Origin of the sequence: Paraburkholderia bengalensis (assembly GCF_037126505.1) — a bacterium.
Taxonomy (GTDB): Bacteria; Pseudomonadota; Gammaproteobacteria; order Burkholderiales; family Burkholderiaceae; genus Paraburkholderia; species Paraburkholderia bengalensis.
Genome location: NZ_JACFYJ010000005.1, coordinates 26619 through 52285, shown reverse-complemented (window position 1 = coordinate 52285; position 25667 = coordinate 26619). Strand labels below are relative to the sequence as shown.

Here is a 25667-nt window from a genome sequence, read left to right as displayed (position 1 = left end):
AAGGTATCTAAAGTGCACAGGTTGTTGAAAAAATTGAACAATTGACTATGGACCTGAACGATCTCGCGGCCTTCGTATCGGTTACGCGCGCGGGCGGCTTTCGCGATGCGGCGCGCACGAGCGGCGTGTCGGCGTCGAGCCTGAGCATCGCCGTGCGCCGCCTCGAAACCCGGCTCGGCTTGCGGCTGCTCAACCGCACCACGCGCAGCGTCGCGCCGACGGAAGCGGGGCTGCGGCTCATCGAGAAGCTCACGCCACTTTTCAGCGAAATGGAAGCGGCGCTCGATGTGCTCAACGTCTTTCGCGACAAGCCGAGCGGTACGCTCAAGCTCAACGTGCCGTCGAGCGCCGCGCGCATCGTGTTGCCGTCCGTGATCGAGCCTTTTCTGAAGACCTATCCTGACATTCGCGTGGAAGTGGTCGTCGAAGACGGCTTTGTCGATGTGCTGTCGATCGGTTGCGACGCGGGCATCCGCTACGACGAGCGGCTCGAGCAGGACATGATCGCCATTCCGATCGGCCCGCGCGTGCAGCGTTTCGCGACGGCCGCGACGCCCGCGTATCTCGATGCGCGTGGCCGCCCCGAGCATCCGCGCGAACTGCTCGACCACGCATGCTTGCGCGGCCAGTTCGCGGGCGGCGCCATGCCGACCTGGGACTTCGAGCGCGACGGCGAAGTAGTGCGGCTCGATCCGACGGGGCCGCTCGTCGTGCGGCCGAGCGCGGCGATCGAACTGGCCGTCAGCGCCGCACTAGCCGGTGTGGGCGTGATCCACCTGTTCGAGCCGATGCTGCAGCCGCATCTCGACAGCGGCGCGCTCGAGCCGATTCTCGAACCGTGGTGGCAGCGTTTTTCCGGGCCGTTTCTCTACTATCCGGGGCGGCGTCACCTGCCTGCGCCGTTGCGCGCGTTCGTCGATTTCGTGAAGACGGACGGCGCCGCGAATGGATCGTCCGGCTGACCCGCTGCATGCGCGCATCGCGTCGCCGTGCACTTTTGCTAAAGCGCCGCGTTCGACAAAAGCGCGGCGCACGCGCGCGCGCCAATATCGACGATGATCGACAGGCTTCCGTGCGCGCATGTCGAAGCCGGCATTGGAATAATCCACGGCGCGAAGTGTTGACGAGAGATCGGGCCACGCTAGCGCAAGTCGTGTCCCGAGTGGCCAGCGTGGAAATCGGCCGGGATGAAGCGGTTGCAAGCACGGTCCGCTTTTCGGGGATGTACTGCGCTTTCGACCCGGCGCCGCAGCGAGTTGCGGCTCTGCAGTGGGAGCGCGATCGATCAATCTGACTCTCCAGCTCTCGACATGAACATGGAACGCGTGTCTCTTCTCGGCAAGCAAAACCCGACGCTGACATTGACGCTTGCCGGGGCGCTGGCATTGTTCGTTTTTCTGGTCGATTCGTTCGGCCATTACGCAACGGCGATCATGGTGCTGTATTCCATCGTCGTCATGCTGGCCGCCACCGTGCTGTCGAGCCGGGGCACGCTGCTCGTCGCCGTGGCCTGCATCGGGGCGACCGTGATCGGCCATCTGATCGGGCATCTCGACGAAGAGACGTTCTCCTCGCTCGCCCGCGCGACTATCGCGTGCTTTTCGATCGTCGCGACGACGGCGCTGACATTGCGCATCCAAGCCGACAGCGTGCGCCTCGCGCAACAGGTGCGCGAGCTGAACCGCACGCACGAAGCGCTGAACCGGTCGACGGCCGAGCTTGCGCACGCGACGCGCGTGACCATGCTCGGCGAGCTCGCCGCGTCGATCGCGCACGAAGTGAGCCAGCCGCTCGCGGCGATCACGACACACGGAGAAGCGGGTCTTCGCTGGTTGAGGCGCGAAACGCCGAACCTCGACGAAGCCTGCCATGCGTTCGAATCGATGACGAGCAACGCGCGCCGTTCGAGCGAAATCATCCGCCGCATACGGGCGCTGGCCAGAAAGAGCGAAACGGTGTTCGCGCCGCTCGATATCAACGGCATCATCGTCGAGACGATCGACTTGCTGGATCGCGAAGTGAAGAAGCATGGCGCCGTCGTGAAGATGGATCTCACGCCCGGCGAGTTGACTGTCACCGGCGATCGCGTGCAGCTTCAGCAGGTGCTGATCAATCTGGCCGTGAACGGCTTGCAGGCGATGTCGTCGATTCACGACCGGCCGCGCGAGTTGAGGCTGCATACGCGTGTCGAAGAAGGGCGGCGCGCCGTTGTCGCCGTCGAAGACTCCGGCATTGGCATCGCGCCCGAGGTCGCGTCGCGTCTGTTCGTCGCGTTCTTCACGACCAAGGCGGAAGGCATGGGCATGGGGCTGTCGATTTGCCGCTCGATCGTCGAAGGGCATGGCGGCTCGATCTCGTGCGTCTCGCCGCCGCAACGCGGTGCGCGAATGCAGATCGAGCTTCCCATCGCGTGACAGCGCGCGATGTAGAATCCGGCGTCATCACGCATCCAGGACCAATCAAACAGTTCAGCGTGCTTGAAGCGCGTCGAAGGTAGCCGCGTCGTCCGCGCTGTTCGCCGCGGCGGCAGACGATGATTTCGCGTGCTTGTCGCGAGTGAGCTTCTCGTGAACGTCGTGCGTGAGCCGCGCGATCTGTTCCGTCAGTTCGCGGGTCAACTCCGTCAACGCCGTATTTTGCCGCAGCAGTTCCTGCATTTGCGCGGCCTGATGCGCGAGCGCCTTGTCGCGCCGTTCCGCCGCCAGCGCCAGCGCCTCGCGATGCCGCGCGTCGGCATCGGCGAGCGCCTTGTCCCTGTCGGCCTGACGCGTTTGCGCAAGCAGGATCAGCGGCGCCGCATACGCCGATTGCAGACTGAACGCGAGATTCAACAGCACAAACGGATACACGTCGAAACGCGTGACGCCGCTCACGTTCAACCCGATCCATATCGCGACGATCACCGTTTGCGTCACCAGAAATGCCGGCGTGCCGAAGAAGCGCGCGAACGATTCGGCCTTCAACGCGAACCAGTCGTTGCCGAACACGGTGGAGAGATGCGTGTACGGAAGCTGAAAACGCAAATGATCGCGCTGCTCCAGTTGTGCTTCGTTGGATGCGCAAGCATCGGCGGCAGGTTCGCTCTCGCGCGACGCGAAGGGCTTCGTGTTGCTTTCCATGATGTCGGGTGATGGCTCGAAACGGATGAAGGTGCGCGGCGTGGCGCGCGCACCGCATCTCACTCTAGACGTCGAGCGATGCGCGCTGTTGTGCGAACGCACGAGCGAATACGCATGCGCACGTCTTTGCTACACGACACACGTCGCCCTGGCGCAACGGGCGAATGGTCGTGCGGATAGCAAAGTGCCGGGGCGATGCGCAACGTGCGTGTTCCGTTCACGGGGATACTGGCCTGGCACGCGATGCACCGCGACTGTAGATCGCGTGGCGCGGATCGTGTATCTCGCCCCATCGCAGTCTCTCTGTTCGCGATGCGCGTGCGACAGTCGAATTGGCATCAATGAAGGAGCTAGTCATGGCAACGTTTGTATTGAAAGACGGTACGCAGCTTTTCTATAAAGACTGGGGCTCGGGCAAGCCCGTCGTGTTTTCGCACGGCTGGCCGCTCAACGCTGATGCGTGGGACGCGCAGATGATGTATCTGGCCGGGAAGGGCTACAGGGTGATCGCTCACGACCGGCGCGGGCATGGCCGCTCGAGCCAGCCGTGGGACGGCAACGACATGAGCCGTTACGCCGACGATCTCGCGGAACTGATCGAGTTTCTCGACGTAAAGGATGCCGTGCTGGTGGGGCACTCCACGGGCGGCGGCGAAGTGGCGCGCTATATCGGCCGACACGGCACGGCGTGCGTGCACAAGGCGGTGCTGATCGCCAGCGTGCCGCCGCTGATGCTGCGCACGCCTGCCAATCCTGGCGGCCTGCCGCTTTCGGTGTTCGACGAGATCCGAAAGGGCGTGAAGGAGAACCGCTCGCAGTTTTTCAAGGATCTCGCGACGCCTTTCTACGGCTTCAATCGCGAAGACGCGAAGCCGTCGCAAGGCACCATCGACGCGTTCTGGTACGCGGGCATGCAGTGCTCGATCAAGAGCGCGTACGACTGCATCAAGGCGTTTTCGGAAACGGACTTCACCGAAGATCTGAAGAAGATGGACGTGCCGACGCTGGTGCTGCAAGGGGACGCCGATCAGATCGTGCCCATCGACGATTCCGGCAAGCTCTCGTCGAAGATCGTGCCTGACGGCAAGCTGAAGATTTATGCGGGCGCGCCGCACGGCCTGTGCACGACGCACGCGGACCTCGTCAACGCCGATCTGCTGACGTTCATCCAGGCATAGCAGAAGCGGCCCACGGGCCAGGTTGGCAAACGTTTCGCACGGCATCGCGTGGTGTTCGCCGCGCGCAGGGTCATTGCAGCGCCCTGCGTGCGAAGCGGGAACGCAGCCACGTTCCCAACCGGTGGACGTACAGATAGACGACGGGCCTCGTATGGAGCACGAGCATCTGGCTCGCGAGCAGCCCGCCGACGATCGAAATGCCGAGCGGCCGCTGCAGACCCGCGCCTTCGCTGCTGGCGAGCGCGAGTGGTAGCGAGTGGTAATGCGCCGAGCAGCGCGGCGCTCGATCGTGCCGTTATGTTCGCCGCCGCTTGCCGAGCGCGAACATCCCATTGGTTCCGTCGCCGATCTGCGGCGTCACACGCTGATTCACAGCGAAGGGTCTCTCGTCGCATGGCGAGACTGGATGAGGCTGCATCGCAAGGCGGACCCGGGCAAACACGAAGCGGGCAAACGCACACGAATCGCCCGCACGGCCAACGCGATCATTGCGCACCAAGCTTCCTGATCAACGCATCGAGTTGCGCCATTTCTTCTTCGGTCAGATCGGTCAACGGCGCGCGCACGGGGCCCGCATCGTGCCCAACCAGCCTGGCGCCCGCTTTCACGATACTCACCGCATACCCTTGGCGGCGATTGCGAATGGCCAGATACGGCAGGAAGAATTCATCGAGCAGCTTGCCCGTCGTTGCGTGATCGTTGGCTGCGATAGCGCGGTAGAACTGCATTGCCGTCTTTGGAATGAAGTTGAACACGGCCGACGAATACACCGGCACGCCGAGCGCCTTGTATGCGGCCGCATACACTTCCGCCGTCGGCAGGCCGCCGAGATACGAGAAGCGCTCGCCCATCCGACGACGTATCGTCACCATGCTTTCGATATCGCCCACGCCGTCCTTGAAGCCGATCAGGTTCGGGCATTTGTCGGCGAGACGTTCGAGCGAATCGGCATTGAGCTTCGAATTGGCGCGGTTATAAATGATCACGCCCATCTTGGGAACGGACTTGCAGACCTGCTCGGCGTGCGCGGCGATGCCTTCCTGCGATGCTTCAGTCAGATAGTGTGGCATCAGCAGAATGCCGTGCGCGCCATTGCGCTCGGCTTCCTGCGCGTATTCGATGGCCACGCGCGTCGGGCCGCCCGCGCCCGCGAGGATCGGCACCTTGCCTTTGCAGGTTTCCGTCGCCGTGCGCACCACGTTCGTATAGTCAGACTTCGTGAGCGAGAAGAATTCGCCCGTGCCGCCCGCCGCGAACAGCGCCGTCGCGCCATACGGCGCGAGCCATTCGAGGCGCGCTGCATAGGTGTCGGCGCGGAAGTCGCCGTTGCGGTCGAAGTCGGTGACGGGAAATGACAGAAGGCCTTCGGAAACGATCGCTTTCAGTTCTTGTGGCGTGGTCATGATTGAGCTTGCTTGTGTGTCGATGAATGTGAAGCGGCCTCATTGGCCGCGTTTTTTTTGTTTGCCTTCGCCTTCGTGTGCTTTAACGCACGAGGCAAGGACGCTTGTTATCGAATTTCCAGTTCGGGATCAGATACTGCATTGCGACGCCGTCGTCGCGTGCGCCGAGGCCGTGTTGCAGATATAGCGCGTGCGCCTGCTCGATAGCGTCCATGTCCAGCTCGATGCCGAGTCCAGGCTTGGCCGGCACCTTCACCTTGCCGCCGACGATCTGCAGCGGCTCACGCGTCAGATATTGGCCGTCCTGCCAGATCCAGTGTGTATCGATGGCGGTGATCTTGCCTGGCGCGGCCGCCGCGACGTGCGTGAACATCGCGAGCGAAACGTCGAAGTGGTTGTTCGAATGCGAACCCCACGTGAGGCCCCAGTCGTTGCACATCTGCGCGACGCGCACGGAGCCTTGCATGGTCCAGAAGTGCGGATCGGCGAGGGGGATATCGACCGATTGCAGCTGGATGGCGTGGCCCATCTGACGCCAGTCGGTGGCGATCATGTTGGTGGCCGTCGGCAGCCCCGTTGCGCGGCGGAATTCGGCCATCACTTCGCGGCCCGAATAGCCGTTCTCGGCGCCGCACGGGTCTTCCGCGTATGCGAGCACGTGGTGCTGGTCGCGGCATAAACGGATCGCCTCGGCAAGCGACCACGCGCCGTTCGGATCGAGCGTCACGCGAGCTTCGGGAAAGTGTTCGGCCAGTGCCGTCACGGCTTCGATTTCGGCGTCGCCGGGAAGCACGCCGCCCTTGAGCTTGAAGTCGTTGAAGCCGTAGCGCGCTTGCGCAGCCTGCGCGAGACGCACCACCGCTTCGGGCGTCATGGCTTCTTCCGTGCGCAGACGTTCCCAGTCGTCGCGGCCGTCGGCGCCGCTCGCATACGGCAGATCCGTTTTGTTGCGGTCGCCGATATAGAACAGGTAGCCGAGCATCTCGACTTCGTCGCGCTGCTGGCCTTCGCCGAGCAACGCCGCGACGGGCACGCCGAGATGCTGGCCGAGCAGATCGAGCAGCGCGGCTTCGAGCGCCGTCACGGCGTGGATCGTCGTGCGCAGGTCGAAGGTCTGCAAGCCGCGGCCGCCTGAATCGCGATCGGCGAACTGCGTGCGTACCTTGTTCAGAATGGCCTGCAAATTGCCGATCGACTGGCCGACGACGAACGCGCGCGCATCGTCGATCGTCTTGCGGATGTTTTCGCCGCCCGGCACTTCGCCGACGCCCGTGTTGCCCGAGCTGTCGCGCAGGATCACGATGTTGCGCGTGAAGAACGGGCCGTGCGCGCCGCTCAGGTTCATCAGCATGCTGTCGCGGCCGGCGACGGGCACGACGCGTAATTCAGTGACGATGGGCGCGCCTTGGGTGGGTGTTGCAGTCGTAGACATGAGTGTCGGTCCTGGTTGGGTCCTTTGTATGCTGTTTCCGCTGCCTGTGGATTCAGTTCAGCGGAGTCACGGTGCTTCGCGCGGCGTTTGCCCGGCGATTTCGATCCAGTTCGCGCCGAGTCCGCCTTCGCAGCGCGACACGGCGGCGAGGGCGCCGGAGTCCGCGTCGATTGCGTACACGCTGACATGCGCGGATTTCTCGCCGCACGCGACGAGATAACGTCCCGACGGATCGATCGCGAAGCCGCGCGGCTGCATTTCCGTGTCCGTGTAGCCCGTGTAGTGAAGTGAGCGTTCGCGCGTCACGCGATACGCGACCAGGCGGCTCGACGTGCGCTCCGCGATGTAGAGGTAGCGCCCGTCGGGCGTGATCTGAAAGTCGGCGCTCCACACGTGCGACGCGAGCGTTGCCGCATCGGTCTGAGCGGAGCGCACGCGTCCGTCCTGCAGATGGGCGAGCGCGGGCGCGCGCGGCGACACCGATTGCGCCGCAAGCTGGCCGGTTTCGACATCGCGCGTGAAGACGGCGATGGTTGCGCGAAATTCGCTCGACACGTACAGCGTGCGTTGGTCAGGCGAGAAGCGCAGATGTCGCGGCCCGAAGCCCGCTTCGACCTGCACCTTCTGCACGAACTCGATCCGTGCGTCGTCGTCGGCGTGGCCGGTAATCGAAAAGCAGAACACGGCGTCCGAGCCGAGGGAGGTCACATAGGCGAAGCGGCCGTCCGCAGAAGCGATGACCGCGTGCGCATGCACGAACCCCTCGACCACCTGGCGTAGCTCGATTTTTCTACCGGCGCGATACAGGCTCAGCGAGTTTTCGCCGTACGACGCGCCGAGCAGCCACGTGTCCGAAGGGGTCAATGACAGATACGCGAGGCTCGCTTCGATGGGCGTGGTGCCGGCGTGCGTCAGGCGGCCCGTGCCTTGGTCGAGCGAATACGTAACGATGCTGCGTTGCACGCCGCGCGTTGCGGCGTACAAGGCTTTGCCGTCGGCGGACAGCGCCATCGGCATGACGGCCTCGCCGGCGGGATGACGCGCGACGGGGGCAATGGCGCCCGTCGCGCACTCGACGCGAAACACGGCGATGTCGCCGTCGGCCGCATTCGAGACGAATGCGTAGAACGATGTTTGCTCACTCATGATGGACAGTCGCTCACGCGACACCCGGCTATGCGCAGTGCGACGGTCATTTCTGCGGCTGCCCGATTTCGTGATCCGCGAGATATTCGAGCGCGCGCACCATACCGGAGTGATCCCATCCCTTGCCGCCGTGTGCGGCGCACGCATTGAACAGCGCCTGGCAAGTCGCCGTGTTCGGCAGCGATACGCCGAGCGCCTGCGCCGTCGACAGTGCGAGGTTCAGGTCTTTTTGATGCAGCTCGATGCGAAAGCCCGGGTCGAACGTGCGTTTGGTCATGCGCTCGCCGTGCACTTCGAGAATGCGCGACGAAGCGAAGCCGCCCATCAGCGCCTTGCGCACTTTCTCGGCGTCGGCGCCCGCTTTCGATGCCAGCAGCAGCGCTTCGCCCACGGCTTCGATGGTCGCGGCGACGATCACCTGGTTGGCGACCTTGCAGATCTGGCCTGCGCCGACTTCGCCGATCAACGAGACGTTCTTGCCCATCATGTCGAACAGCGGCTTGACCTGGTCGAACGTGGCTTGCGCGCCGCCCACCATGATCGTCAAAGACGCCGCCTTCGCGCCCACTTCGCCGCCCGACACGGGCGCATCGAGATAATCCGCGCCTTTCTCGCGCACGCGCGCGGCGAACTCGCGCGTTGCGATCGGCGAGATCGAGCTCATGTCGACGACGATCTGCCCCGTGCGCAGCGTGTCCGCCACGCCGTTTTCGCCGAACAGCACGCGTTCGACGTCGGGGGTATCGGGCACCATGATGAAGATCACGTCCGCTTTCGATGCAACCTCGGCGGCGCTCGAACAGGCCGTGACGCCTGCTTGCGTCAACTCGTCGGGCACGCCGCTGCGCGTGAAGGCGGCGAGTTCGACGCCGTTCTTGCGAAGATTCGCCGCCATGGGGCGGCCCATGATGCCGAGTCCGATGAAGCCTGCTTTTTGCATTCGTTACTCCCAGATTGAGTCGTGTTGTCGTTCGTCCATTCAGGTCGGTTCACGCGGTTCGGCCGTCAGCCCGGCATGAAGTGCTGGCGGACGCTTTGCGCCCCGCCGCGCAGCAGCCCCATATCGGCGCAGACGGACACCAGCGTGCAGCCCATACCCAGATAGCGGTCGGCGTCCTGCTGCACGTGCGCGAGGATGCCGGATGGCTTGCCCGCCGCGTTCGCGCGTTCGAATACGTGCGCAATGGCCTGCTGGACTTCGGCGTGACCCGGATTGCCCAGATGGCCGAACGCGGCGGCGAGATCCGATGGCCCGATGAATACGCCGTCGACGCCTTCGACTGCGACGATGTCATCGATCGACTCGACGGCGGCGCGGCTTTCGATCTGCACGATCACACAGATGTTGTCGTTGGCCACCTGCAGATAGTCGGTCAGCGAGCCGAAGCGGTTGCCCCGATGCCCGACCGACACGCCGCGAATGCCTTGCGGCGGATAACGCGTGGCGGCCACTGCGCGCCGCGCGTCCGCCGCGCTGTCGACGAACGGGATCAGCAAATTGAAGACGCCGGCATCGAGCATCCGCTTGATGATCACGGCGTCGTTGGCGGGCGGACGAACGATCGGCGCGGAGCGGCTGTCTTTCAGCGCCATCAACTGCGGGATCAACGTCAATTCGTCGTTGGGCGCGTGCTCGGCGTCGAGCAGAATCCAGTCGAAACCGACGGTGCCCAGCAGTTCCGTCGCGATCGGGCTGGCAAGCGATGCCCAGCAGCCGATCAGCCGTTCGCGACTTTTGACCGAGGCGCGAAAGCGGTTGGGCAGCGGTTGATACGTTGACGACAAAGCCATCTCGATCTCCTGACCGGCGAGTCTCGCCCGGCAATTGGCATTGCGGAACATGGTATGTCATAGGACGTCTGAGTACAAGGTATGTTGTCAGTCGGCCGGGAGAAGTGGTGGTAAACCCTGTGCCGTCCACATGAAAGCCTTCGCGCGGCAAGGGAGCGGTTTGCCATATTATGATTGCGTGTTGTACGATGACAGATGTTACGGTCTGCGGATAGATCGCGACAACGCGCGGCAGGCGAGAAAGCTCATGCCGATTCTCGAAACGCGGGGCGGAGCGCCTGCTGGGGCGATGGTTTCCGATGCGCCGTAGAAGTGTGCCGCGCGATGGCGCGCGGCGGCGCGTCGAGAATGAAAAAAAGCGGCCCACATTGGCCGCTTTTCATTGGTCAGCGCGACAGATCACGAAGCGCGCGTTGTCCCTTCCTCCGCCAGAATGCTCGCGCGGCGCAGGCGCTCGCGGCTGCTCGACAGGTGCATGCGCATCGCGGCACGCGCGCCGTCGGGGTCTTTGCGCGCGATCGCGTCCAGGATGTTCTCGTGTTCGAGATTCACGCGCGCCATGTAGGCGCTCAGATCGCTCTGCGCGAGCTTCGGCGAATCGACGCGATGCCGCGGAATCAACGCTGTTCCCAACTGTGTCAGGATGTCGACGAAATAGCGGTTGCCCGTCGCGGTTGCAATCGAAATATGAAAGCGCAGATCGGCGGCCGTGCTGTCGCCGCCCGCGCGGCTCGCTTCCTCGACGGCGTCGAGCGCCGCGCGAATCTTCGCGATATCGCGTTCGCTTGCGCGCTGGGCTGCGAGCCCTGCACATTCCGTCTCGAGACTGATGCGCAATTCGAGTACCGACAACACGTCGTTCAGCGTCGTGGCGGGCACCATCTCGAGACCGAGCGGCTCGCGGCGCGGTTCGAGCACGAAGCTGCCGATGCCGTGACGCGTTTCGATCACGCTGTTGGCTTGCAGCCGCGAAATGGCTTCGCGCACGACGGTACGGCTCACTCCGAGCAACGACATCAATGTGGTTTCCGTGGGCAGCTGGTCGCCGGGCTTGAGTGCATGCGATGCCACCTGCTCGTTGACATAAGCGACGACCTGATCAGCAAGGCTACCGCGTGCCCGCCTTGGGATCGAACCGGGTGCTGCAGACGCGGCCATTTGTACGCTCCTCGGAATTTCAGATTTATCTTCATTATACGTTGTCCTACAACGGAAAAATCAGATTGCCACGGGAATAACAGTGCGTTTTCAACGGCTTGCTGGCGAGTGCACACGGTGCCCGACTCATCCGTGCGCAACCGCTTGTCGGACATCGCATCGCCAGAACGCATTGGAGACGATTGAATCGGGAAGCGCCTGCTGTACGGTATATTGCGAGGCTGATCTGCAAGCGCAGATCAAATGGGCAAGCGGGCAACGTCGAAGCGATGTGCTCTTGCTCATGTCGCGAGCCTGCCTCCGGAGCCGTATGCCAGCCTTCGATCTTCGCACCGTCATTCTGATGTCGTCAGTCATGCCAGGTTTGATGGCGCTCGTGATGTTTTCATTAGGGCGCGGTTTTCCTGCCAATATCCGCGGCGTCGCGCATTGGGCGGCGGGCGCGCTGACCGTGTCGGTATCGGCGATTCTGCTTGCGCTGCGCGGGGGAATCGCCGACTGGCTTTCCATCGTGGTTGCCAACGTCGGCATCATTTTGGGCACAGGGCTGTGGCTCGTCGGCAGCCAGTTGTTTTTCGGGCAGCGTCCGTCGCGACGCTTCATCGCGCTGCTCGTCCTGACGGGCGCCATCGCGATGAGCTGGATGACGTGGGTGCAGCCCACCGTGGCGGGGCGCACGCTGTGCATGTCCGCGATATTGACGCTGACGTACGGCGGCAACGGCATCACGATGTTGCGCTTTGGCAGAGGCAGCCATTCGGCGCTGTTCGTCGGATCGATGCTGCTCGTGCAAGCGGTCGTCACGGCGACTCGCGGCCTGACCACGCTGACCGTGGACAGCGCGAGCGCCGGATTGTTCTCCGCGGATCTGATTCAACGGCTCTATCTGACGACAGGCGCATTGATGTCGCTGACGGTGACGGTCGGCTTGCTGTTCGTCGCAATGGACCGGCTGCGCAATCAACTCGAACAGCAGTCGTTCATGGACCCGCTGACGGGACTGCTGAATCGCCGCGCGTTTCTGGGCGCATACCAGCAGGAGCGCGAGAAGGCGATGCGCGCGGGCGGGCTATTGTCGCTATTGCTGATCGATCTCGACCACTTCAAGCAGGTGAACGACACCTACGGGCACGCAACGGGCGATCGCGTTTTGATCGACTTCGCGAAGCGTGTCGCCGGGATGTTGCCCGGTTCGCATCATCTTGCCCGCTGGGGCGGCGAGGAATTCGCCGTGCTGCTGCCGCGCGTCGCACCCGACGAGGCCCGCGAGCATGCCGAGCGCATCCGCCACGGCGTCGCGCAGAAGGACGATGCGGCATTGCCTCGCTACACATGCAGTATCGGCGTCGCATGCATGGCGTCGAGCGACGCGACGATCGAGCAGCTGGCGCGAGACGCCGACGAAGCGCTGTACGGCGCGAAGCGCGGCGGCCGCAATCGGGTCCAGCTCAGCGACAACGTCATTCTGCTGTAGACGGGCCCGCAAGGCGGCCGCACGTCCGTCTCGACATCGCGACTGCATGCATATCTGAAAGGACCGGGCGCTTCACAACGCGAGCACCCAGCGACTTTGCGAATAATGGCGGACACCATTTCCGGTGAAGGAGAAATCGATGTCCGGCAATTCAGAAGTTCGTCCGCCGCTGCCGCCGTTTACGCGTGAAACGGCCATTGCGAAAGTGCGGCAAGCGGAGGACGGTTGGAATACGCGCGACGCCGCAAAAGTCGCGCTCGTGTATTCCGTCGATACCTGGTGGCGAAACCGAGCGGAGTTCGTGCAAGGCCGCGATGAAGCACGCGCATTTCTCGAACGAAAATGGCGCAAGGAATTCGACTATCGCCTCATCAAGGAGATGTGGGCTTTCACGGACAATCGCATTGCGGTGCGTTTCGCCTACGAATGGCGCGACGACGCCGGTAACTGGTTCCGCTCATATGGCAACGAGAACTGGGAGTTCGGCCCGGACGGGCTGATGCATCATCGTCATGCCAGCATCAACGACCTGCCGATCAACGAAAGCGAACGCAAGTTCCATTGGCCGCTCGGTCGCCGGCCCGACGATCATCCCGGGTTGAGCGAACTGGGCCTTTGAACTTGCACGGACCTGTCATTCCTTTCAACGCGCTCATAACCGCATGATCCGACATCGGTTATGAGCGACGTCTCCTGCATGAAAACGCTTCCAGCGCGTGTCCGGACATCCGTTGTGCAGTTCGCCGACCCTTTGTGGACACCTGTGGCAGAATCTCGCGCGCATCAACGAACGAGTGCCGAATAAATGCAGGAGACGCCGTGATTCAAGGTATTGCCCGATTCTTTACGCAGGTGGTTCATCGCTTTCTGCCTGATCCGCTGATTTTCGCGTTGCTTCTCACCGCGATCACTTTTGCGTTGTCATTGGGCCTGACGCCCAAATCGCCCGACGAACTCGTGTTCATCTGGGGCAGCGGCTTCTGGAACCTGCTCGCATTCACGATGCAAATGGCGATGATCCTCGTCACGGGTCATGCGCTCGCCACATCGGGGCCCGTGAAGAACGTGCTGTCCGCGCTGGGCGGCATGGCGAAGACGCCGGCGCACGGCACGATGCTCGTCGCGCTGGTGAGCGGCATGGCGTGCGCGATCAACTGGGGCTTCGGTCTCGTGCTCGGCGCAATGTTCGCGCGCGAAGTGGCGCGGCGCGTGCGCGGCGTCGATTACCGTCTGCTCGTGGCGGCTGCGTATATGGGCTTTCTGACGTGGCATGGCGGCCTGTCGGGCTCGGTGCCGCTCGTAGCGGCAACCAAGGGCAACCCGATGGAAAAGGTGATCGGCCTGATCCCCGTTTCGCAGACGCTCTTTACTGGCTACAACCTGTTCATCACGGCTGCGTTGATCGTCGCGCTGCCGCTGCTGGTTCGCGCGATGATGCCGCGCGCCGACGAGGTCGTGTCCGTCGATCCCGCATTGCTCGCCGACGAGCCCGTGATGGAGCGCAAGCTCACGGCGCAGTCGACGGCCGCAGAACGTATCGAAGAAAGCCGCATTCTGTCGATCCTGGTCGCGCTGCTGATTGCCGCCTACCTGGTCATTCGCTTCATGAAAAAGGGCTTCAGCCTCGATATCGACACGGTCAATATCGTTTTTCTCGCCGCGGGCATTCTGCTGCACAAGACGCCGATGGCTTATGCGCGTGCAATCGCGAACGCGGCGCGCGGCACAGCGGGCATCATGATCCAGTTTCCGTTCTATGCGGGCATTCAGGCCACGATGGATCATTCGGGTCTCGCGGGCGTCATCACGAACTGGTTCATCGAAATTGCGAACGTCCACACGTTCCCGCTGCTGACGTTCCTGAGTTCGGCCGTGATCAACTTCGCGGTGCCGAGCGGCGGCGGCCACTGGGTCGTGCAAGGTCCGTTCGTGATGCCCGCTGCCAAGGCGATCGGCGCGGACTTGGGCAAATCGGCGATGGCCATTGCATACGGCGAAGCGTGGACCAACATGGCGCAACCGTTCTGGGCGCTACCCGCGTTGGCCATTGCAGGGCTGGGCGTGCGCGACATCATGGGCTATTGCGTGACGGCGCTATTGTTCTCGGGCCTGATCTTCGTGGCGGGGCTTTACCTGTTCTGACGACAGTCAGCGCAATCGGCCGGTAGACTGTGGGTCGTGTTCAACGGCCCTTACCGCCATGCTGACCATCTATAGCAGCGATCATCGCCTGCATCACGGCGTCGAACTCAAGGACGGCGCGATCTCCGCTTCATTCGAAAAACCCGCCCGCGCCGAAACCGTGCTCAAGCAGGTCGAGACGGTGCGCCTCGGCGACGTCGTCAGTCCCGATGCGTATGACGCGTCACGCTATGTCGGCGCGCATAGCGAGCGCTACGTGGCGTTCCTCGCGCGCGCATGGGACGACTGGACGGCAACGGGGCGCAGCTGTCAGGCGCTGCCGCTAGTGTGGCCCGTGCGCGGGCTGCCCAGCACGGCAATGCCGCAATTCATCGACGGCAAGCTCGGTTTCTTTTCAATGGATGCCGGCTCGCCCATCAACGCAGGCACATGGCAAGCCGTCTGCGCGAGCGCGAATTCGGCGCTGACGGGAATCGATGCATTGGCTCGCGGACAACGCGCGGCCTTCGCGTTGTGCCGTCCGCCAGGGCATCACGCCGGCCGCGAGTACATGGGCGGCTATTGCTATCTGAACAACGCCGCCATTGCCGCGCAGCGCTGCATCGAGCAGGGCGCCAGGCGGGTCGCGGTTCTCGATATCGATTTTCATCACGGCAATGGCACGCAGGACATTTTCTACGATCGCTCGGACGTGCTGTTCGTCTCGATACACGGCGACCCAGGCGTGTCGTATCCGTACTTTTCGGGCTTCGCCGACGAGCGTGGCATCGGCGCAGGCGAAGGCTTCAATCTGAACATGCCTTTGCCGAAGGGCACGCAACTCGATCAGTACGATTCCGCGCTCAGGCATGCGGGCGAAGCCATCGCACGTCATGCGCCCGATGCGCTCGTCGTGTCAATGGGCGTCGATACATTCGAGGGCGATCCCATCAGCCATTTCCGCCTGCGCACGCCGGACTATTTGCGCATCGGCCAAACGCTCGCGGGCTTTGGCGTGCCCACGCTGTTCGTGATGGAAGGGGGCTATATGGTCGATGAAATCGGCGTCAACGCGGTCAACGTGCTGCTCGGATTCGAAGCGCGTATCTGATTACGCGACGAAGATGGGAAGATCGCGCGGCGACATCATTCCAGGCGCATTACGCGAATCTGGCAGCTTCGTCATACTTTTGCCAGCGTTGCGCCACTCTGTAAGCGTAGACTGAAATCAGGCGTCACAGGCGGTGCGAGCGCCGCAGACGGCCTTGCTTGCTGCACAGTCTCTCGCGTTCAAGGAGCCTCGAAATGAAGCAACTTCTTCTCAGTCTCATGGTAACGGCAGGCGTAGCAGCCACGTCGAGCGCTTATGCTCAAAGCACGCCCGCCGACAGCCAGCCGATGGATCAGACGCAGGCACAATCGGCCAATGCATCGGCCGATACGGGTCAGGGCGGTGTCAATTGGGGCAGCGCTGCGCAGGGCACGCGTAACGATCCCCTCTCGCGTCAGGACGTGCGTCAGCAACTGATCCAGTCGGAGCGCGACGGCCAGCTGTCGACGCTCGATCACACGATCTATAAAGGCAATTGATCCGCAAATCTGATCCGCAAGTGCCTTGCTGACGTTCACGGCTTTGGAATGCGGATACGGCTGATCATCAGCGATCCGGAAATGCCGAAGATCAGCGTCAACGGATGCAGTACATGACCCGCTATTCGCCATTCGCCGAACCATAATTGCGGACCGAGAGCCCCCTGCCACGCCGCGACGGTCAACAGCAGAACGATGGCAAACGATGTCGGAATAGGCGTGCCTTCGAAGTGCGTCACTTTCCCCGTACCGCCCGACATCGCTTCCGTCGTCACGTTATAGCGCGCGAGACGCGACACGCCGCACGCCACGAAATACGCGAGCAGCACGCGGTCGAATAATCCGCGCATGCCGCAGCCATAGCCGATGATCGCGGGCGCGACGCCGAACGAGATCACGTCGGCGAGCGAATCCAGTTCCTTGCCAAGCAGCGACGCCTTCTGGCGCCAGCGCGCAATTCTTCCGTCCAGTACGTCGAACACCAGCGCCGCGAACACGAGTGCGCCGGCGAAATAGATGTGCACGACGTCTTCACTGACAAGGTAAGTCATCACCGAAAACAGCGCGCCAGTGCCTGCAACCGCATTACCGAGTGTGAACCAGTCGGCGAGATGGAACTCGCGGATCATCGAGAATCGCTTCATGTTGGCCTTTTTGTCGAGCGGTGAGCAACGATGCTTGCGTTCTGCAAGGCGTGTGCCTTCTCCCGCTGCCGCGGCACACGCAGGCTAGTCTTTCACACCTTTTCCAAACATGGCAATCCTGCCATTTTCGCGTCATCGATCCGTTGGCGCTACCAAACTAGCATAACGAGTTGATTGCTGCGGCGGCGCAGCAAGACGCGAACGCCGCCGCCCGGCGACACGCTCCACAGCTTCGCGCGCGCATCTTACGGAAACCAACACCAGTCATGTGGATCGTCAATCTTGCATTAAAGAGGCCGTACACGTTCATCGTGATGGCCATCCTGATCGTGCTGGCGACGCCATTTGTGCTGTTCTCGACACCCGTGGACGTGCTGCCCGAAATCGACATTCCCGTCGTCAGCATCATCTGGAACTATACGGGCCTGTCTGCCCAGGACGTGGCCAACCGCATCACGTCCGTCAACGAGCGCAGCCTGACGACGACCGTCAACGACATCGAGCACATCGAATCGCAATCGCTGGCGGGCATTTCCGTCATCAAGCTGTTCCTGCAGCCGAACGCGAACATCCAGACGGCCATCGCGCAGACCGTGGCCGTCGAGCAGGCGCAACTGAAACAGATGCCGCCTGGCGCGACGCCGCCGCTCGTGATCAGTTATTCGGCGTCGAGCATCCCCGTGATCCAGCTCGGCCTGTCGAGCCCGCGTCTGTCGGAGCAGGATCTGAACGACACGGCGCTCAACTTTCTGCGGCCGCAGCTCGTGACCATTCCCGGCGCGGCCGTGCCGTATCCGTATGGCGGCAAGAGCCGCATCATTTCCGTCGATCTCGACACGCGTGCGCTGCTTGCCAAAGGACTCACGCCCCTCGACGTCGTCAACGCAGTCAATGCGCAGAACCTGATCCTGCCGACGGGCACCGCGAAGATCGGACCGAAGGAATACACAGTCAACATGAACGGTTCGCCGAGGACCGTCGCGGGCCTGAACGACATTCCCGTGCGCACGGTGAACGGCGCGACGACGTATCTGCGCGAAGTCGCGCACGTGCGCGACGGTTTCTCGCCGCAGACCAATGTGGTGCGCGAAAACGGCCGGCGCGGCGTGCTGATTTCGATTCTGAAGACGGGCAGCGCGTCCACGCTGTCGATCGTCAATGCGCTGCATGCGCTATTGCCGAACGCGCAGGCTTCGTTGCCATCCGACCTGAAGGTCACGCCGCTCTTCGATCAATCGGTGTTCGTGAAGGCCGCGATCCAGGGCGTGGTGCGTGAAGCGCTGATTGCGGCGGCGCTGACGGCCGCGATGATTCTGCTGTTTCTCGGCAACTGGCGCAGTACCTGCATCATCGCCATTTCCATTCCGCTTTCCATTCTGACTTCGCTGATCGCGTTGCACGCGCTCGGGCAGACGATCAACATCATGACGCTGGGCGGCCTTGCGCTGGCTGTCGGTATTCTCGTCGACGACGCCACCGTCACCATCGAGAACATCGAGCGGCATCTGCACATGGGCACGAATCTGCACGATGCGATTCTCGACGGTGCGGGCGAAATCGCGGTTCCCGCGCTCGTGTCAACACTTTGCATCTGTATTGTGTTCGTGCCGATGTTCTTTCTGACGGGCGTCGCGCGCTATCTGTTCGTGCCGCTCGCGGAAGCCGTGGTGTTCGCGATGCTCGCGTCGTATGTGCTGTCGAGAACGCTGGTGCCGACGCTCGCGATGCTGCTGATGGGCCATGCGCACAAGGCCGATCCGCATGCACGTCCGAACCTGTTCATGCGTCTGTATCAACGCTTCGATCGCAGCTTCGAAACGATGCGCGCGGCGTACATCATGGTGCTCTCCAGTCTGCTTGTGCGGCGGCGGCTGTTCGGCACGCTGTTCTTAGGCTTTTGCGTCGTGTCGTTGGGATTGGCGTTCGTGCTCGGCGAGGACTTTTTCCCGCGCGTCGACGCGGGTCAGATACGCCTGCACATGCGCGCGCCCACGGGCACGCGCATCGAAGAAACGGCGCGGCTTGCCGATCAGGTCGAAAAGGTGGTGCGCGACGTCATTCCGCCGCACGAACTGGGCACGGTGCTCGACAATCTCGGCCTGCCGTATAGCGGCATCAATCTGTCGTACAGCAACGCGGGCACCATCGGCACGCTCGACGGCGAAATCCTGCTCGCGCTCAACGAAGATCACAAGCCGAGCCTCGGCTATATCCAGCGCCTGCGCGCGCTGCTGCCGCAGCGCTTTCCCGGCACCGAGTTCTTCTTTCAGCCCGCCGACATCGTCACGCAGATTCTCAACTTCGGTTTGCCCGCGGCCATCGATGTGCAGATCGTCGGTGCGAACCAGGAGGGCAATCTGGACATCGCGAGAAAGCTGACGAAGCAGATTCGCATGATCCCGGGCGCTGTCGACACGCACATCCAGCAGAAACTCGACGAGCCTGTGATCAATCTGCAGATGGACCGCACGCGCCTGCAGCAATTGAACCTGAACGCGAACAACGTCGCGCAGAACGTGCTGATCTCACTGTCGGGCAGCACGCAGACGTCGCCGGGTTTCTGGTTCAATTCGGCCAATGGCGTCGAGTACAACCTCGCCGTGCAGACGCCGCAGTATCAGATCTCGTCCATCGACCAGCTGTTGCGCACACCCGTTTCGGCGACATCGACGGGGCCGACGCAACTGCTCGGCAACCTCGTGCAGGTTTCGCCGCAGAGCCAGTTCGCGATGGTCACGCACTACAACATCCGCCCTGTGATCGATGTGTTCGTGAGCGTCGAAGGGCGCGATCTGGGCAGCGTCGACCGGCAGGTCGAGAAGCTCGTCGATCAGGCGCGCGCCGCGCTGCCACGCGGCAGCTCCATCGCCATACGCGGCCAGGTACAGACGATGCGCACGTCGTACTTTGGCCTCGGCATCGGCGTCGCCATGGCGATCGTGCTCGTGTATCTGCTGATCGTCGTCAATTTCCAGTCGTGGATCGATCCCCTCATCATCATCAGCGCGTTGCCGGCGGCGCTCGCGGGCATCGTGTGGATGCTGTTCCTCACGGGCACGCACCTGAGCGTGCCCGCCTTGACGGGCGCGATCATGACGATGGGCGTGGCGACGGCGAACAGCATTCTGATGGTCGCATTCGCGCGGCAGCGCCTGACGGCGGGCGCGCCGCCGCTGACGGCCGCGCTCGAAGCCGGCGCAAGCCGGATCAGGCCCGTGCTGATGACGGCGTTCGCGATGATCATCGGCATGATCCCGATGGCGCTGGGCCTGGGCGAAGGCGCGGAACAGAACGCGCCGCTCGGCCGCGCGGTGATCGGCGGCCTGCTGTTCGCAACGGTGTCGACGCTGTTCTTCGTGCCGCTGCTATTCGCAGGCATTCATAGCCGGCTCGAGCATCGAAAGACACGACGCGACCCACGCGAACCAGGACACCACGAAGGCGGCACGCATGGACGACACGACGACCGCGATGACGCGCGCGGACCCAGCCCGAACACGGACGATCCAGATGACTGAAAAGACGCATTCTTCGCTAGCGATTCCCGCGCGGGAAACCCAGGACGGACACGCGCTCCCGCCGCGTCATCGCGAATGGCGGCGCGCAAAGATCGCCGTGCTGATCGTGCTGGTGCTGCTCGCGATCGGCGCGCTGCGCACGGTGATCGCGAACATCGTGCAGAACCGCTCCATCGCGCAGATGACGCAGCAAAACGCGAGGCAATACGTCGATGTCGTGACGCCGACGGCCACGGACGGCGCGTCCGGCATGACCGTGCTGCCGGGCACGCTGCGCGGTTACGTCGAGTCGCCGATCTATGCGCGCGCGACGGGCTATCTGCTGCACTGGTATGCCGATATCGGCGCGCGCGTGCAGGCAGGGCAACTGCTTGCTGTGCTCGATACGCCGGAGATCGATCAGGAACTCGCGCAGGCCGTCGCGCAGCGCGACCAGATGCAGTCGAGCCTTGGGCTCGCGAAAAGCTCCTATGAGCGCTGGCAGCAACTGCGCCAGCGCGATGCCGTTTCGCAGCAGGAACTCGACGAACGGCAGAGCACCTACAACCAGGACGTTGCGAATCTGGCCGCCGCCGAGGCCAACGTGAAGCGCCTGCGGCAACTCGAAGGGTTCAAGCGGATCGTCGCGCCATTCTCGGGCGTGGTCACGCAGCGCAATGTGGACGTCGGCGATCTGATCGACGCGGGCAGCGGCACGAGCCGCGCGCTCTTCGCGCTCGCGCAGTCGGACCCGCTGCGCGTGTTCGTGCAACTGCCGCAGGCCTACGCGCAGAACATCAAGGTCGGCGAGGACGTCGTCGTCACGCAGGCGGAATTGCCGGGGCAGCAGTTCAAAGGACGCATCACCAACATTTCCGGCGCGATCGATGTGCCGACGCGTTCGCTGCAAGTCGAAGTGACGCTGTCCAATCCCGACGGCAAGCTGCGGCCAGGCGCCTACGTGCAGGTCGCGCTGCCTTCGGGGGCGCGCGCGCAACTGTCGGTGCCGGGCAATGCGCTGCTGTTCCGCGCGGAAGGACCGCGCCTGGCCGTCGTCGATAACGAAGGCGTGGTCCATCTGCGCACGGTGCAGATCGCGCAGGATCTCGGCCAGACACTCGAAATCGAGAGCGGCATCGAGCCGAACGATCGCATCATCATCAACCCGAGCGATTCGATTGCGGATGGCGATCATGTCGAGATCGCGGATCGGCAGTCGCAACCGCAAACCCCCGCCAGGAGCAAGGCAGCGTCGTGAACATGCTCATCCAGGCCGCGCGGCTCGGCACGCTGGCGATGGCGGCCACGCTTTGCGGGTGCGCCGTCGGCCCCGACTACAAGGCGCCGTTGACGGATGCGCCGCCCACGTGGCAAACCGATTCGTACTGGCGCCTCGCGCAGCCGTCGCATGCGCCGCTCGATCCGCAGTGGTGGCGGGCATTCGGCGACGCGACGCTCGACGGCCTCGAGACCCAGGCGCTCGAACAGAACCAGACACTCGCCGCTGCCAGCGCGCATTATGCGCAGGCCCGCGCGACGCTCGCGAACACGCGCGCGCAACTCGTTCCCGAGGTCGATCTGTCGGCGCTGGCGTCGCGCCAGCGCATTTCGGCGAACCGGCCGTTGACGAACTACGCAATACAAAATCAGTCGACGGTGCAAAACGATCTGCAGATCGGCCCGACCATCAACTACGACGTCGATCTGTTCGGCAGCATCCGGCGCCAGGTGGAAGGCGCGCGGGCGTCGGCGGAGCAGTCGCGCGACGATCTCGCGAACGCGCGGCTCGTGCTCACCACCGATCTCGCCACCGACTACTTCTCGCTGCGCGAACTCGATGCCGAAATCGACGTGCTGAACCGCTCGGTGCAATTGCAGCAAAAAGCGCTCGATTACGTGACGACAGAGCACGATCTCGGCTCCGTGTCCGGGCTCGACGTACTGCAGCAAAAGTCGCTGCTCGATCAGACGCGCGTGCAGGCGCAACTGCTCGTCACGCAGCGCGAGCAGTTCGCCCATGCGATCGCGGCGCTCGTCGCGGTGCCCGCGCCGCAATTTTCGATCGAGCCGAAAGTGGTCGAATATCAGGTGCCGCCGATTCCACTCGGGTTGCCGAGCGACCTGATGCAGCGCCGGCCCGACATTGCATCGGCGGAACGCGCGATGGCGGCGGCGAACGCGCAGATCGGCGTCGCGAAGGCCGCGTTTTTCCCGAGCCTGACGCTCACGCCCGGCATCGGCTGGCAGGCCACGGACTTCGCGAGCCTGATCAGCGCGCCGAGCCTGATGTGGTCGCTCGGCGCCGCATTGAGCCAGGTCGTGTTCGACGGCGGGCGGCGCGCGGCGAACGTGGACTTCGCCAACGCCGGCTATCAGGCCGCACAGGCGAATTACCGGCAATCCGTGCTGAGCGCGTTCCAGCAGGTGCAGGACGGCATCACGGGGCTGTCCGTGCTCGATCGCGCATCGGCGCAGTCGCACGACGCCGTCGCCGACGCGCAGCGTCTTCTTTCGCTTGCCAACGACCGTTATTCGGGCGGCCTCGTCGCGTACCTCGACGTGATCACCGCGCAACAGTCGCTGCTGACGAGCGAGCGTCAGGACGTGCAGATTCACGGGCAGCAGATGACGACATCGGTGGCGCTCGTGAAGGCGCTGGGCGGCGGATGGGATGTGCAGGACGCGGCCGCGCAGAAGGCGGAGGACGCGATGAAGGATGCATCGAACGATGCGAAGTCTTCTGGCGGGCGTGCGCCGCGCGCGCCGGAATGACACGCGTGGGCCTGTGTCGAAGGCGGTATGTCATGCAGGAAAGCGTCACAAGCGCGAATGCAGGGAACGCAAAAAGGTCGGGCTGAACGCGTTTGAAAAGCCTACTTATAATGAAGAAGACAATACAGAGGAGCGCCCATGAAGCTGCTCATCGTGGAGGATGAATTCAAGGTCGTCGATTATCTGCGCCGTGGGCTGACGGAGCAGGGCTGGGTGGTCGACGTTGCGCTCGACGGCGAGGAAGGGCTGCATCTCGCGTCGGAGTTCGACTACGACATCATCGTGCTCGACGTGATGCTGCCCAAGCGCGACGGGATCAGCGTGCTGAAGGCGCTGCGCATGCGCAAGTCCACGCCCGTCATCATGCTCACCGCGCGCGATCACGTGAACGATCGCGTGCGCGGCCTGCGCGAAGGCGCCGACGACTACCTGACCAAACCCTTCTCGTTTCTCGAACTGGTCGAGCGCCTGCATGCGCTCGCGCGACGCACGCGCGTGCAGGAATCGACGCTGATCGCCGTCGGCGATCTGTATGTCGATCTGATCGGCCGGCGCGCGACACGCGGCGGCGTGCGGCTCGATCTGACCGCGAAGGAGTTCCAGCTGCTCAGCGTGCTCGCGCGCCGGCAGGGGGATATCTTGTCGAAAGCGATGATCACGGAGCTGGTGTGGGACGTGAACTTCGACAGCCACACGAACGTGGTCGAAACGGCCATCAAGCGGCTGCGCGCGAAGCTCGACGGGCCGTTTCCGACCAAGTTGCTGCACACGATGCGCGGCATGGGTTATGTCCTCGAAGTACGCGAGGAAGCAGAGGCATCATGATTCGCTCGAACCGTTCCATTGCGCGGCGCCTCGCGCTGATGTTCGCGCTCGTTGCGCTATCGGTCTTCACGCTCGTCGACACGGGGCTTTTTCTCGTGTTGCGCTCGCAACTGGAACAGCGTCTGCGCGATTCACTCGATAGCCGGACGGAAGTGGCGCGCATCATCGTGTACCACGCGATCAACCGCGACAAGTGGCGCATGGCGCAAGAGAAGCTCGCCGACATGACGCCGCACGACGGCTCCAGCGTCTATTCGATTTCGAGCACCACGCCGCTTTTCAATTACGGTCATCCTGTCACGGGCACCGTCGCGCAGCAGTGGAACGGCGGCTACGCGCGCATCGCGCACAGCGACAGCGGGCACGACATGCTGACGCGCACGCTGGCGCTTGCGCCGAACGGAGAGCGTCCGCAAGTGCAGTTGCAGGTCGCGACCAGCTACGCGCCTGCCGATCAGGCGCTGCGCGAATTCGGCCTGGCGCTCGCGGCGCTGTCGGCGCTCGGCGCGTTCGGCGCGTCGCTGCTCAGTTACTGGGTCACGCGCATCGGGCTCGCGCCCTTGCGCCGACTCACGACCGACGCATCGGAAGTCAGCGCCGACAACCGCTCGCAACGGCTGCGTACCACGGAACTGCCATACGAGCTGAACGATCTCGCGCATTCGTTCAATGGCGCACTGGAGCGGCTCGATCAGGCCTATTGCCGCCTCGAATCGTTCAACGCCGACGTCGCGCACGAGTTGCGCACGCCCGTCACGATACTGATCGGTCAGACGCAGGTGGCGTTGACACGCAACCGCTCCGTCGACGACTTGCGCCGCACGCTGCAATCGAACCTGGAGGAGTTCGAGCGTATGCGCGGCATCATCAACGACATGCTGTTTCTCGCGCGCGCCGATCAGGGCGAGCGGGCTACGGAACTGGTCGAGGTATCGCTGGCGACGGAAATCGCGCGCACCGTCGAGTTCCTCGAAATGCCGATGGAAGAAGCGCAGGTGCAGGCCAAGCTGCACGGCGATGCCGTCGCGGGCGTGAACCGGTCACTGTTCGGCCGCGCGTGCGCGAACCTGCTGATCAACGCGATTCATCATTGCACGCCGGGCGCGACGATCAACGTGACGATTTCGCGCGAGGCAAGCCGCGTGTGGGTCGCCATCGCCAATCCCGGCGAGCCGATTTCGCCCGACGTGCTCGATCACGTGTTCGACCGCTTCTATCGCGCGGAACTGTCGCGCACGAACAGCCGCGAGAACCACGGGCTAGGCTTGGCGATCGTCAAGGCGGTCGCGGAAATGCACGGCGGCGTGGTGTTCGCGCGCAGCAGCGACGGCGTGAATACGTTCGGGTTTTCGATCAGAAGCATCGACAGGACGCGCACGGCGTCCGTCGATCCCGCTGCGAAAGAAGCCCAGGTGGCGTCGCGGCCGATAGCGGCGGCGCCGCTGAAATCGCCCTGAAAGATGAGCGTGCTGTCGAAACCGGTAAATTGGTCGGCGTGTTGGCTTCTGTTCAGGGGA

The 25667-nt window shown here is 63.4% G+C and carries 23 protein-coding genes; 14 read left to right on the top strand and 9 right to left on the bottom strand.

What is annotated here, in order from left to right; all coding sequences use genetic code 11:
• The first annotated feature begins 47 nt into the window (after positions 1-47).
• Together H3V53_RS04890 and H3V53_RS04885 are read left to right on the top strand one after the other, a co-directional pair.
• Entirely contained in the window at positions 48-962 is a 915-nt protein-coding gene (locus tag H3V53_RS04890; protein WP_336596976.1) for a LysR family transcriptional regulator, read from the top strand.
• Positions 963-1316: 354 nt separating this feature from the next.
• Complete coding sequence (locus H3V53_RS04885) at positions 1317-2414, top strand: sensor histidine kinase (RefSeq protein ID WP_336596975.1); 1098 nt, start codon at positions 1317-1319, stop codon at positions 2412-2414.
• A gap of 54 nt (positions 2415-2468) precedes the next feature.
• Here H3V53_RS04885 and H3V53_RS04880 read toward each other — a convergent pair whose 3' ends face one another.
• Positions 2469-3119: a DUF1003 domain-containing protein gene (locus H3V53_RS04880; RefSeq protein ID WP_336596974.1), complete on the bottom strand. Its 651-nt coding sequence runs from the start codon at positions 3117-3119 to the stop codon at positions 2469-2471.
• A gap of 356 nt (positions 3120-3475) precedes the next feature.
• Between H3V53_RS04880 and H3V53_RS04875 the strand changes: the two genes are divergently transcribed.
• Positions 3476-4297, top strand: a complete 822-nt coding sequence (locus H3V53_RS04875) for an alpha/beta fold hydrolase (RefSeq protein WP_336596973.1) — start codon at positions 3476-3478, stop codon at positions 4295-4297.
• A 70-nt stretch (positions 4298-4367) separates the two neighbouring features.
• On the opposite strand, the gene H3V53_RS04870 is transcribed toward H3V53_RS04875, so the two are convergent.
• Positions 4368-4490 carry a hypothetical protein gene (locus H3V53_RS04870; protein ID WP_336597077.1) on the bottom strand — a complete coding sequence of 41 codons (123 nt, stop codon included), beginning with the start codon at positions 4488-4490 and terminating at the stop codon, positions 4368-4370.
• A gap of 69 nt (positions 4491-4559) precedes the next feature.
• On the opposite strand from H3V53_RS04870, the gene H3V53_RS04865 reads away from it, so the two are divergent.
• Positions 4560-4805 (top strand): hypothetical protein, encoded by a 246-nt coding sequence (locus H3V53_RS04865; RefSeq protein WP_336596972.1) that lies wholly within the window; start codon positions 4560-4562, stop codon positions 4803-4805.
• Here H3V53_RS04865 and kdgD read toward each other — a convergent pair.
• The 6 genes from kdgD to H3V53_RS04835 form a co-directional block, all read right to left on the bottom strand.
• A complete protein-coding gene (gene kdgD, locus H3V53_RS04860; RefSeq protein WP_336596971.1) occupies positions 4783-5700 on the bottom strand; it encodes a 5-dehydro-4-deoxyglucarate dehydratase in 918 nt (305 codons plus the stop codon). The two genes, H3V53_RS04865 and kdgD, sit on opposite strands and share 23 nt — an antisense overlap.
• 82 nt (positions 5701-5782) lie before the next feature.
• Positions 5783-7132: a glucarate dehydratase gene (gudD, locus tag H3V53_RS04855; RefSeq protein WP_336596970.1), complete on the bottom strand. Its 1350-nt coding sequence runs from the start codon at positions 7130-7132 to the stop codon at positions 5783-5785.
• Between the two features lie 66 nt (positions 7133-7198).
• On the bottom strand, positions 7199-8278 hold the full coding sequence (locus tag H3V53_RS04850; RefSeq protein ID WP_336596969.1) for a lactonase family protein: 1080 nt from the start codon (positions 8276-8278) through the stop codon (positions 7199-7201).
• 46 nt (positions 8279-8324) lie between these two features.
• Positions 8325-9218 (bottom strand): 2-hydroxy-3-oxopropionate reductase, encoded by an 894-nt coding sequence (locus tag H3V53_RS04845; protein WP_336596968.1) that lies wholly within the window; start codon positions 9216-9218, stop codon positions 8325-8327.
• A gap of 65 nt (positions 9219-9283) precedes the next feature.
• Positions 9284-10069: a 2-dehydro-3-deoxyglucarate aldolase gene (gene garL / locus H3V53_RS04840; RefSeq protein ID WP_336596967.1), complete on the bottom strand. Its 786-nt coding sequence runs from the start codon at positions 10067-10069 to the stop codon at positions 9284-9286.
• Positions 10070-10468: 399 nt separating this feature from the next.
• Positions 10469-11227: a FadR/GntR family transcriptional regulator gene (locus tag H3V53_RS04835; protein WP_336596966.1), complete on the bottom strand. Its 759-nt coding sequence runs from the start codon at positions 11225-11227 to the stop codon at positions 10469-10471.
• A 310-nt stretch (positions 11228-11537) separates the two neighbouring features.
• On the opposite strand from H3V53_RS04835, the gene H3V53_RS04830 reads away from it, so the two are divergent.
• From H3V53_RS04830 to H3V53_RS04810, 5 genes are all read left to right on the top strand, one after another.
• Positions 11538-12701, top strand: coding sequence for a GGDEF domain-containing protein (locus H3V53_RS04830; protein WP_336596965.1), 1164 nt, complete (start codon positions 11538-11540; stop codon positions 12699-12701).
• A 139-nt stretch (positions 12702-12840) separates the two neighbouring features.
• Positions 12841-13320 (top strand): DUF1348 family protein, encoded by a 480-nt coding sequence (locus H3V53_RS04825; protein ID WP_054923071.1) that lies wholly within the window; start codon positions 12841-12843, stop codon positions 13318-13320.
• Between the two features lie 200 nt (positions 13321-13520).
• A complete protein-coding gene (locus H3V53_RS04820) occupies positions 13521-14843 on the top strand; it encodes a TIGR00366 family protein (protein ID WP_336596964.1) in 1323 nt (440 codons plus the stop codon).
• A 58-nt stretch (positions 14844-14901) separates the two neighbouring features.
• Positions 14902-15933 (top strand): histone deacetylase family protein, encoded by a 1032-nt coding sequence (locus H3V53_RS04815; RefSeq protein ID WP_336596963.1) that lies wholly within the window; start codon positions 14902-14904, stop codon positions 15931-15933.
• 194 nt (positions 15934-16127) lie between these two features.
• Positions 16128-16412, top strand: coding sequence for a hypothetical protein (locus H3V53_RS04810; RefSeq protein WP_336596962.1), 285 nt, complete (start codon positions 16128-16130; stop codon positions 16410-16412).
• A gap of 35 nt (positions 16413-16447) precedes the next feature.
• On the opposite strand, the gene H3V53_RS04805 is transcribed toward H3V53_RS04810, so the two are convergent.
• Positions 16448-17056 (bottom strand): CDP-alcohol phosphatidyltransferase family protein, encoded by a 609-nt coding sequence (locus H3V53_RS04805; protein WP_336596961.1) that lies wholly within the window; start codon positions 17054-17056, stop codon positions 16448-16450.
• Between the two features lie 266 nt (positions 17057-17322).
• Here H3V53_RS04805 and H3V53_RS04800 point away from each other — a divergent pair, with 266 nt between their 5' ends.
• The 5 genes from H3V53_RS04800 (at position 17323) to H3V53_RS04780 (ending at position 25607) form a co-directional block, all read left to right on the top strand.
• Positions 17323-20574, top strand: a complete 3252-nt coding sequence (locus H3V53_RS04800; RefSeq protein WP_336596960.1) for an efflux RND transporter permease subunit — start codon at positions 17323-17325, stop codon at positions 20572-20574.
• The gene (locus tag H3V53_RS04795; protein ID WP_336596959.1) at positions 20567-21811 is read left to right on the top strand and encodes an efflux RND transporter periplasmic adaptor subunit; all 1245 of its coding nucleotides are present in this window, start codon (positions 20567-20569) and stop codon (positions 21809-21811) included. The genes H3V53_RS04800 and H3V53_RS04795 overlap by 8 nt, the downstream gene beginning before the upstream one ends.
• Positions 21812-21813: 2 nt before the next feature.
• Entirely contained in the window at positions 21814-23325 is a 1512-nt protein-coding gene (locus tag H3V53_RS04790; RefSeq protein ID WP_336597076.1) for an efflux transporter outer membrane subunit, read from the top strand.
• A 138-nt stretch (positions 23326-23463) separates the two neighbouring features.
• Positions 23464-24150: a heavy metal response regulator transcription factor gene (locus H3V53_RS04785; protein ID WP_054923077.1), complete on the top strand. Its 687-nt coding sequence runs from the start codon at positions 23464-23466 to the stop codon at positions 24148-24150.
• The gene (locus tag H3V53_RS04780; protein WP_336596958.1) at positions 24147-25607 is read left to right on the top strand and encodes a heavy metal sensor histidine kinase; all 1461 of its coding nucleotides are present in this window, start codon (positions 24147-24149) and stop codon (positions 25605-25607) included. Before H3V53_RS04785 ends, H3V53_RS04780 begins: the two co-directional genes overlap by 4 nt.
• Positions 25608-25667 lie beyond the last annotated feature (60 nt).

Excerpts from the sequence above, each read along its gene's own strand:
- H3V53_RS04890 (WP_336596976.1), top strand. The coding sequence starts at position 48 with ATGGACCTGAACGATCTCGCGGCCTTCGTATCGGTTACGCGCGCGGGC.
- H3V53_RS04885 (WP_336596975.1), top strand. The coding sequence starts at position 1,317 with ATGGAACGCGTGTCTCTTCTCGGCAAGCAAAACCCGACGCTGACATTG.
- H3V53_RS04880 (WP_336596974.1), bottom strand. The coding sequence starts at position 3,119 with ATGGAAAGCAACACGAAGCCCTTCGCGTCGCGCGAGAGCGAACCTGCC.
- H3V53_RS04875 (WP_336596973.1), top strand. The coding sequence starts at position 3,476 with ATGGCAACGTTTGTATTGAAAGACGGTACGCAGCTTTTCTATAAAGAC.
- H3V53_RS04865 (WP_336596972.1), top strand. The coding sequence starts at position 4,560 with ATGCGCCGAGCAGCGCGGCGCTCGATCGTGCCGTTATGTTCGCCGCCG.
- kdgD (WP_336596971.1), bottom strand. The coding sequence starts at position 5,700 with ATGACCACGCCACAAGAACTGAAAGCGATCGTTTCCGAAGGCCTTCTG.
- gudD (WP_336596970.1), bottom strand. The coding sequence starts at position 7,132 with ATGTCTACGACTGCAACACCCACCCAAGGCGCGCCCATCGTCACTGAA.
- H3V53_RS04850 (WP_336596969.1), bottom strand. The coding sequence starts at position 8,278 with ATGAGTGAGCAAACATCGTTCTACGCATTCGTCTCGAATGCGGCCGAC.
- H3V53_RS04845 (WP_336596968.1), bottom strand. The coding sequence starts at position 9,218 with ATGCAAAAAGCAGGCTTCATCGGACTCGGCATCATGGGCCGCCCCATG.
- garL (WP_336596967.1), bottom strand. The coding sequence starts at position 10,069 with ATGGCTTTGTCGTCAACGTATCAACCGCTGCCCAACCGCTTTCGCGCC.
- H3V53_RS04835 (WP_336596966.1), bottom strand. The coding sequence starts at position 11,227 with ATGGCCGCGTCTGCAGCACCCGGTTCGATCCCAAGGCGGGCACGCGGT.
- H3V53_RS04830 (WP_336596965.1), top strand. The coding sequence starts at position 11,538 with ATGCCAGCCTTCGATCTTCGCACCGTCATTCTGATGTCGTCAGTCATG.
- H3V53_RS04825 (WP_054923071.1), top strand. The coding sequence starts at position 12,841 with ATGTCCGGCAATTCAGAAGTTCGTCCGCCGCTGCCGCCGTTTACGCGT.
- H3V53_RS04815 (WP_336596963.1), top strand. The coding sequence starts at position 14,902 with ATGCTGACCATCTATAGCAGCGATCATCGCCTGCATCACGGCGTCGAA.
- H3V53_RS04810 (WP_336596962.1), top strand. The coding sequence starts at position 16,128 with ATGAAGCAACTTCTTCTCAGTCTCATGGTAACGGCAGGCGTAGCAGCC.
- H3V53_RS04805 (WP_336596961.1), bottom strand. The coding sequence starts at position 17,056 with ATGAAGCGATTCTCGATGATCCGCGAGTTCCATCTCGCCGACTGGTTC.
- H3V53_RS04800 (WP_336596960.1), top strand. The coding sequence starts at position 17,323 with ATGTGGATCGTCAATCTTGCATTAAAGAGGCCGTACACGTTCATCGTG.
- H3V53_RS04795 (WP_336596959.1), top strand. The coding sequence starts at position 20,567 with ATGACTGAAAAGACGCATTCTTCGCTAGCGATTCCCGCGCGGGAAACC.
- H3V53_RS04790 (WP_336597076.1), top strand. The coding sequence starts at position 21,814 with ATGCTCATCCAGGCCGCGCGGCTCGGCACGCTGGCGATGGCGGCCACG.
- H3V53_RS04785 (WP_054923077.1), top strand. The coding sequence starts at position 23,464 with ATGAAGCTGCTCATCGTGGAGGATGAATTCAAGGTCGTCGATTATCTG.
- H3V53_RS04780 (WP_336596958.1), top strand. The coding sequence starts at position 24,147 with ATGATTCGCTCGAACCGTTCCATTGCGCGGCGCCTCGCGCTGATGTTC.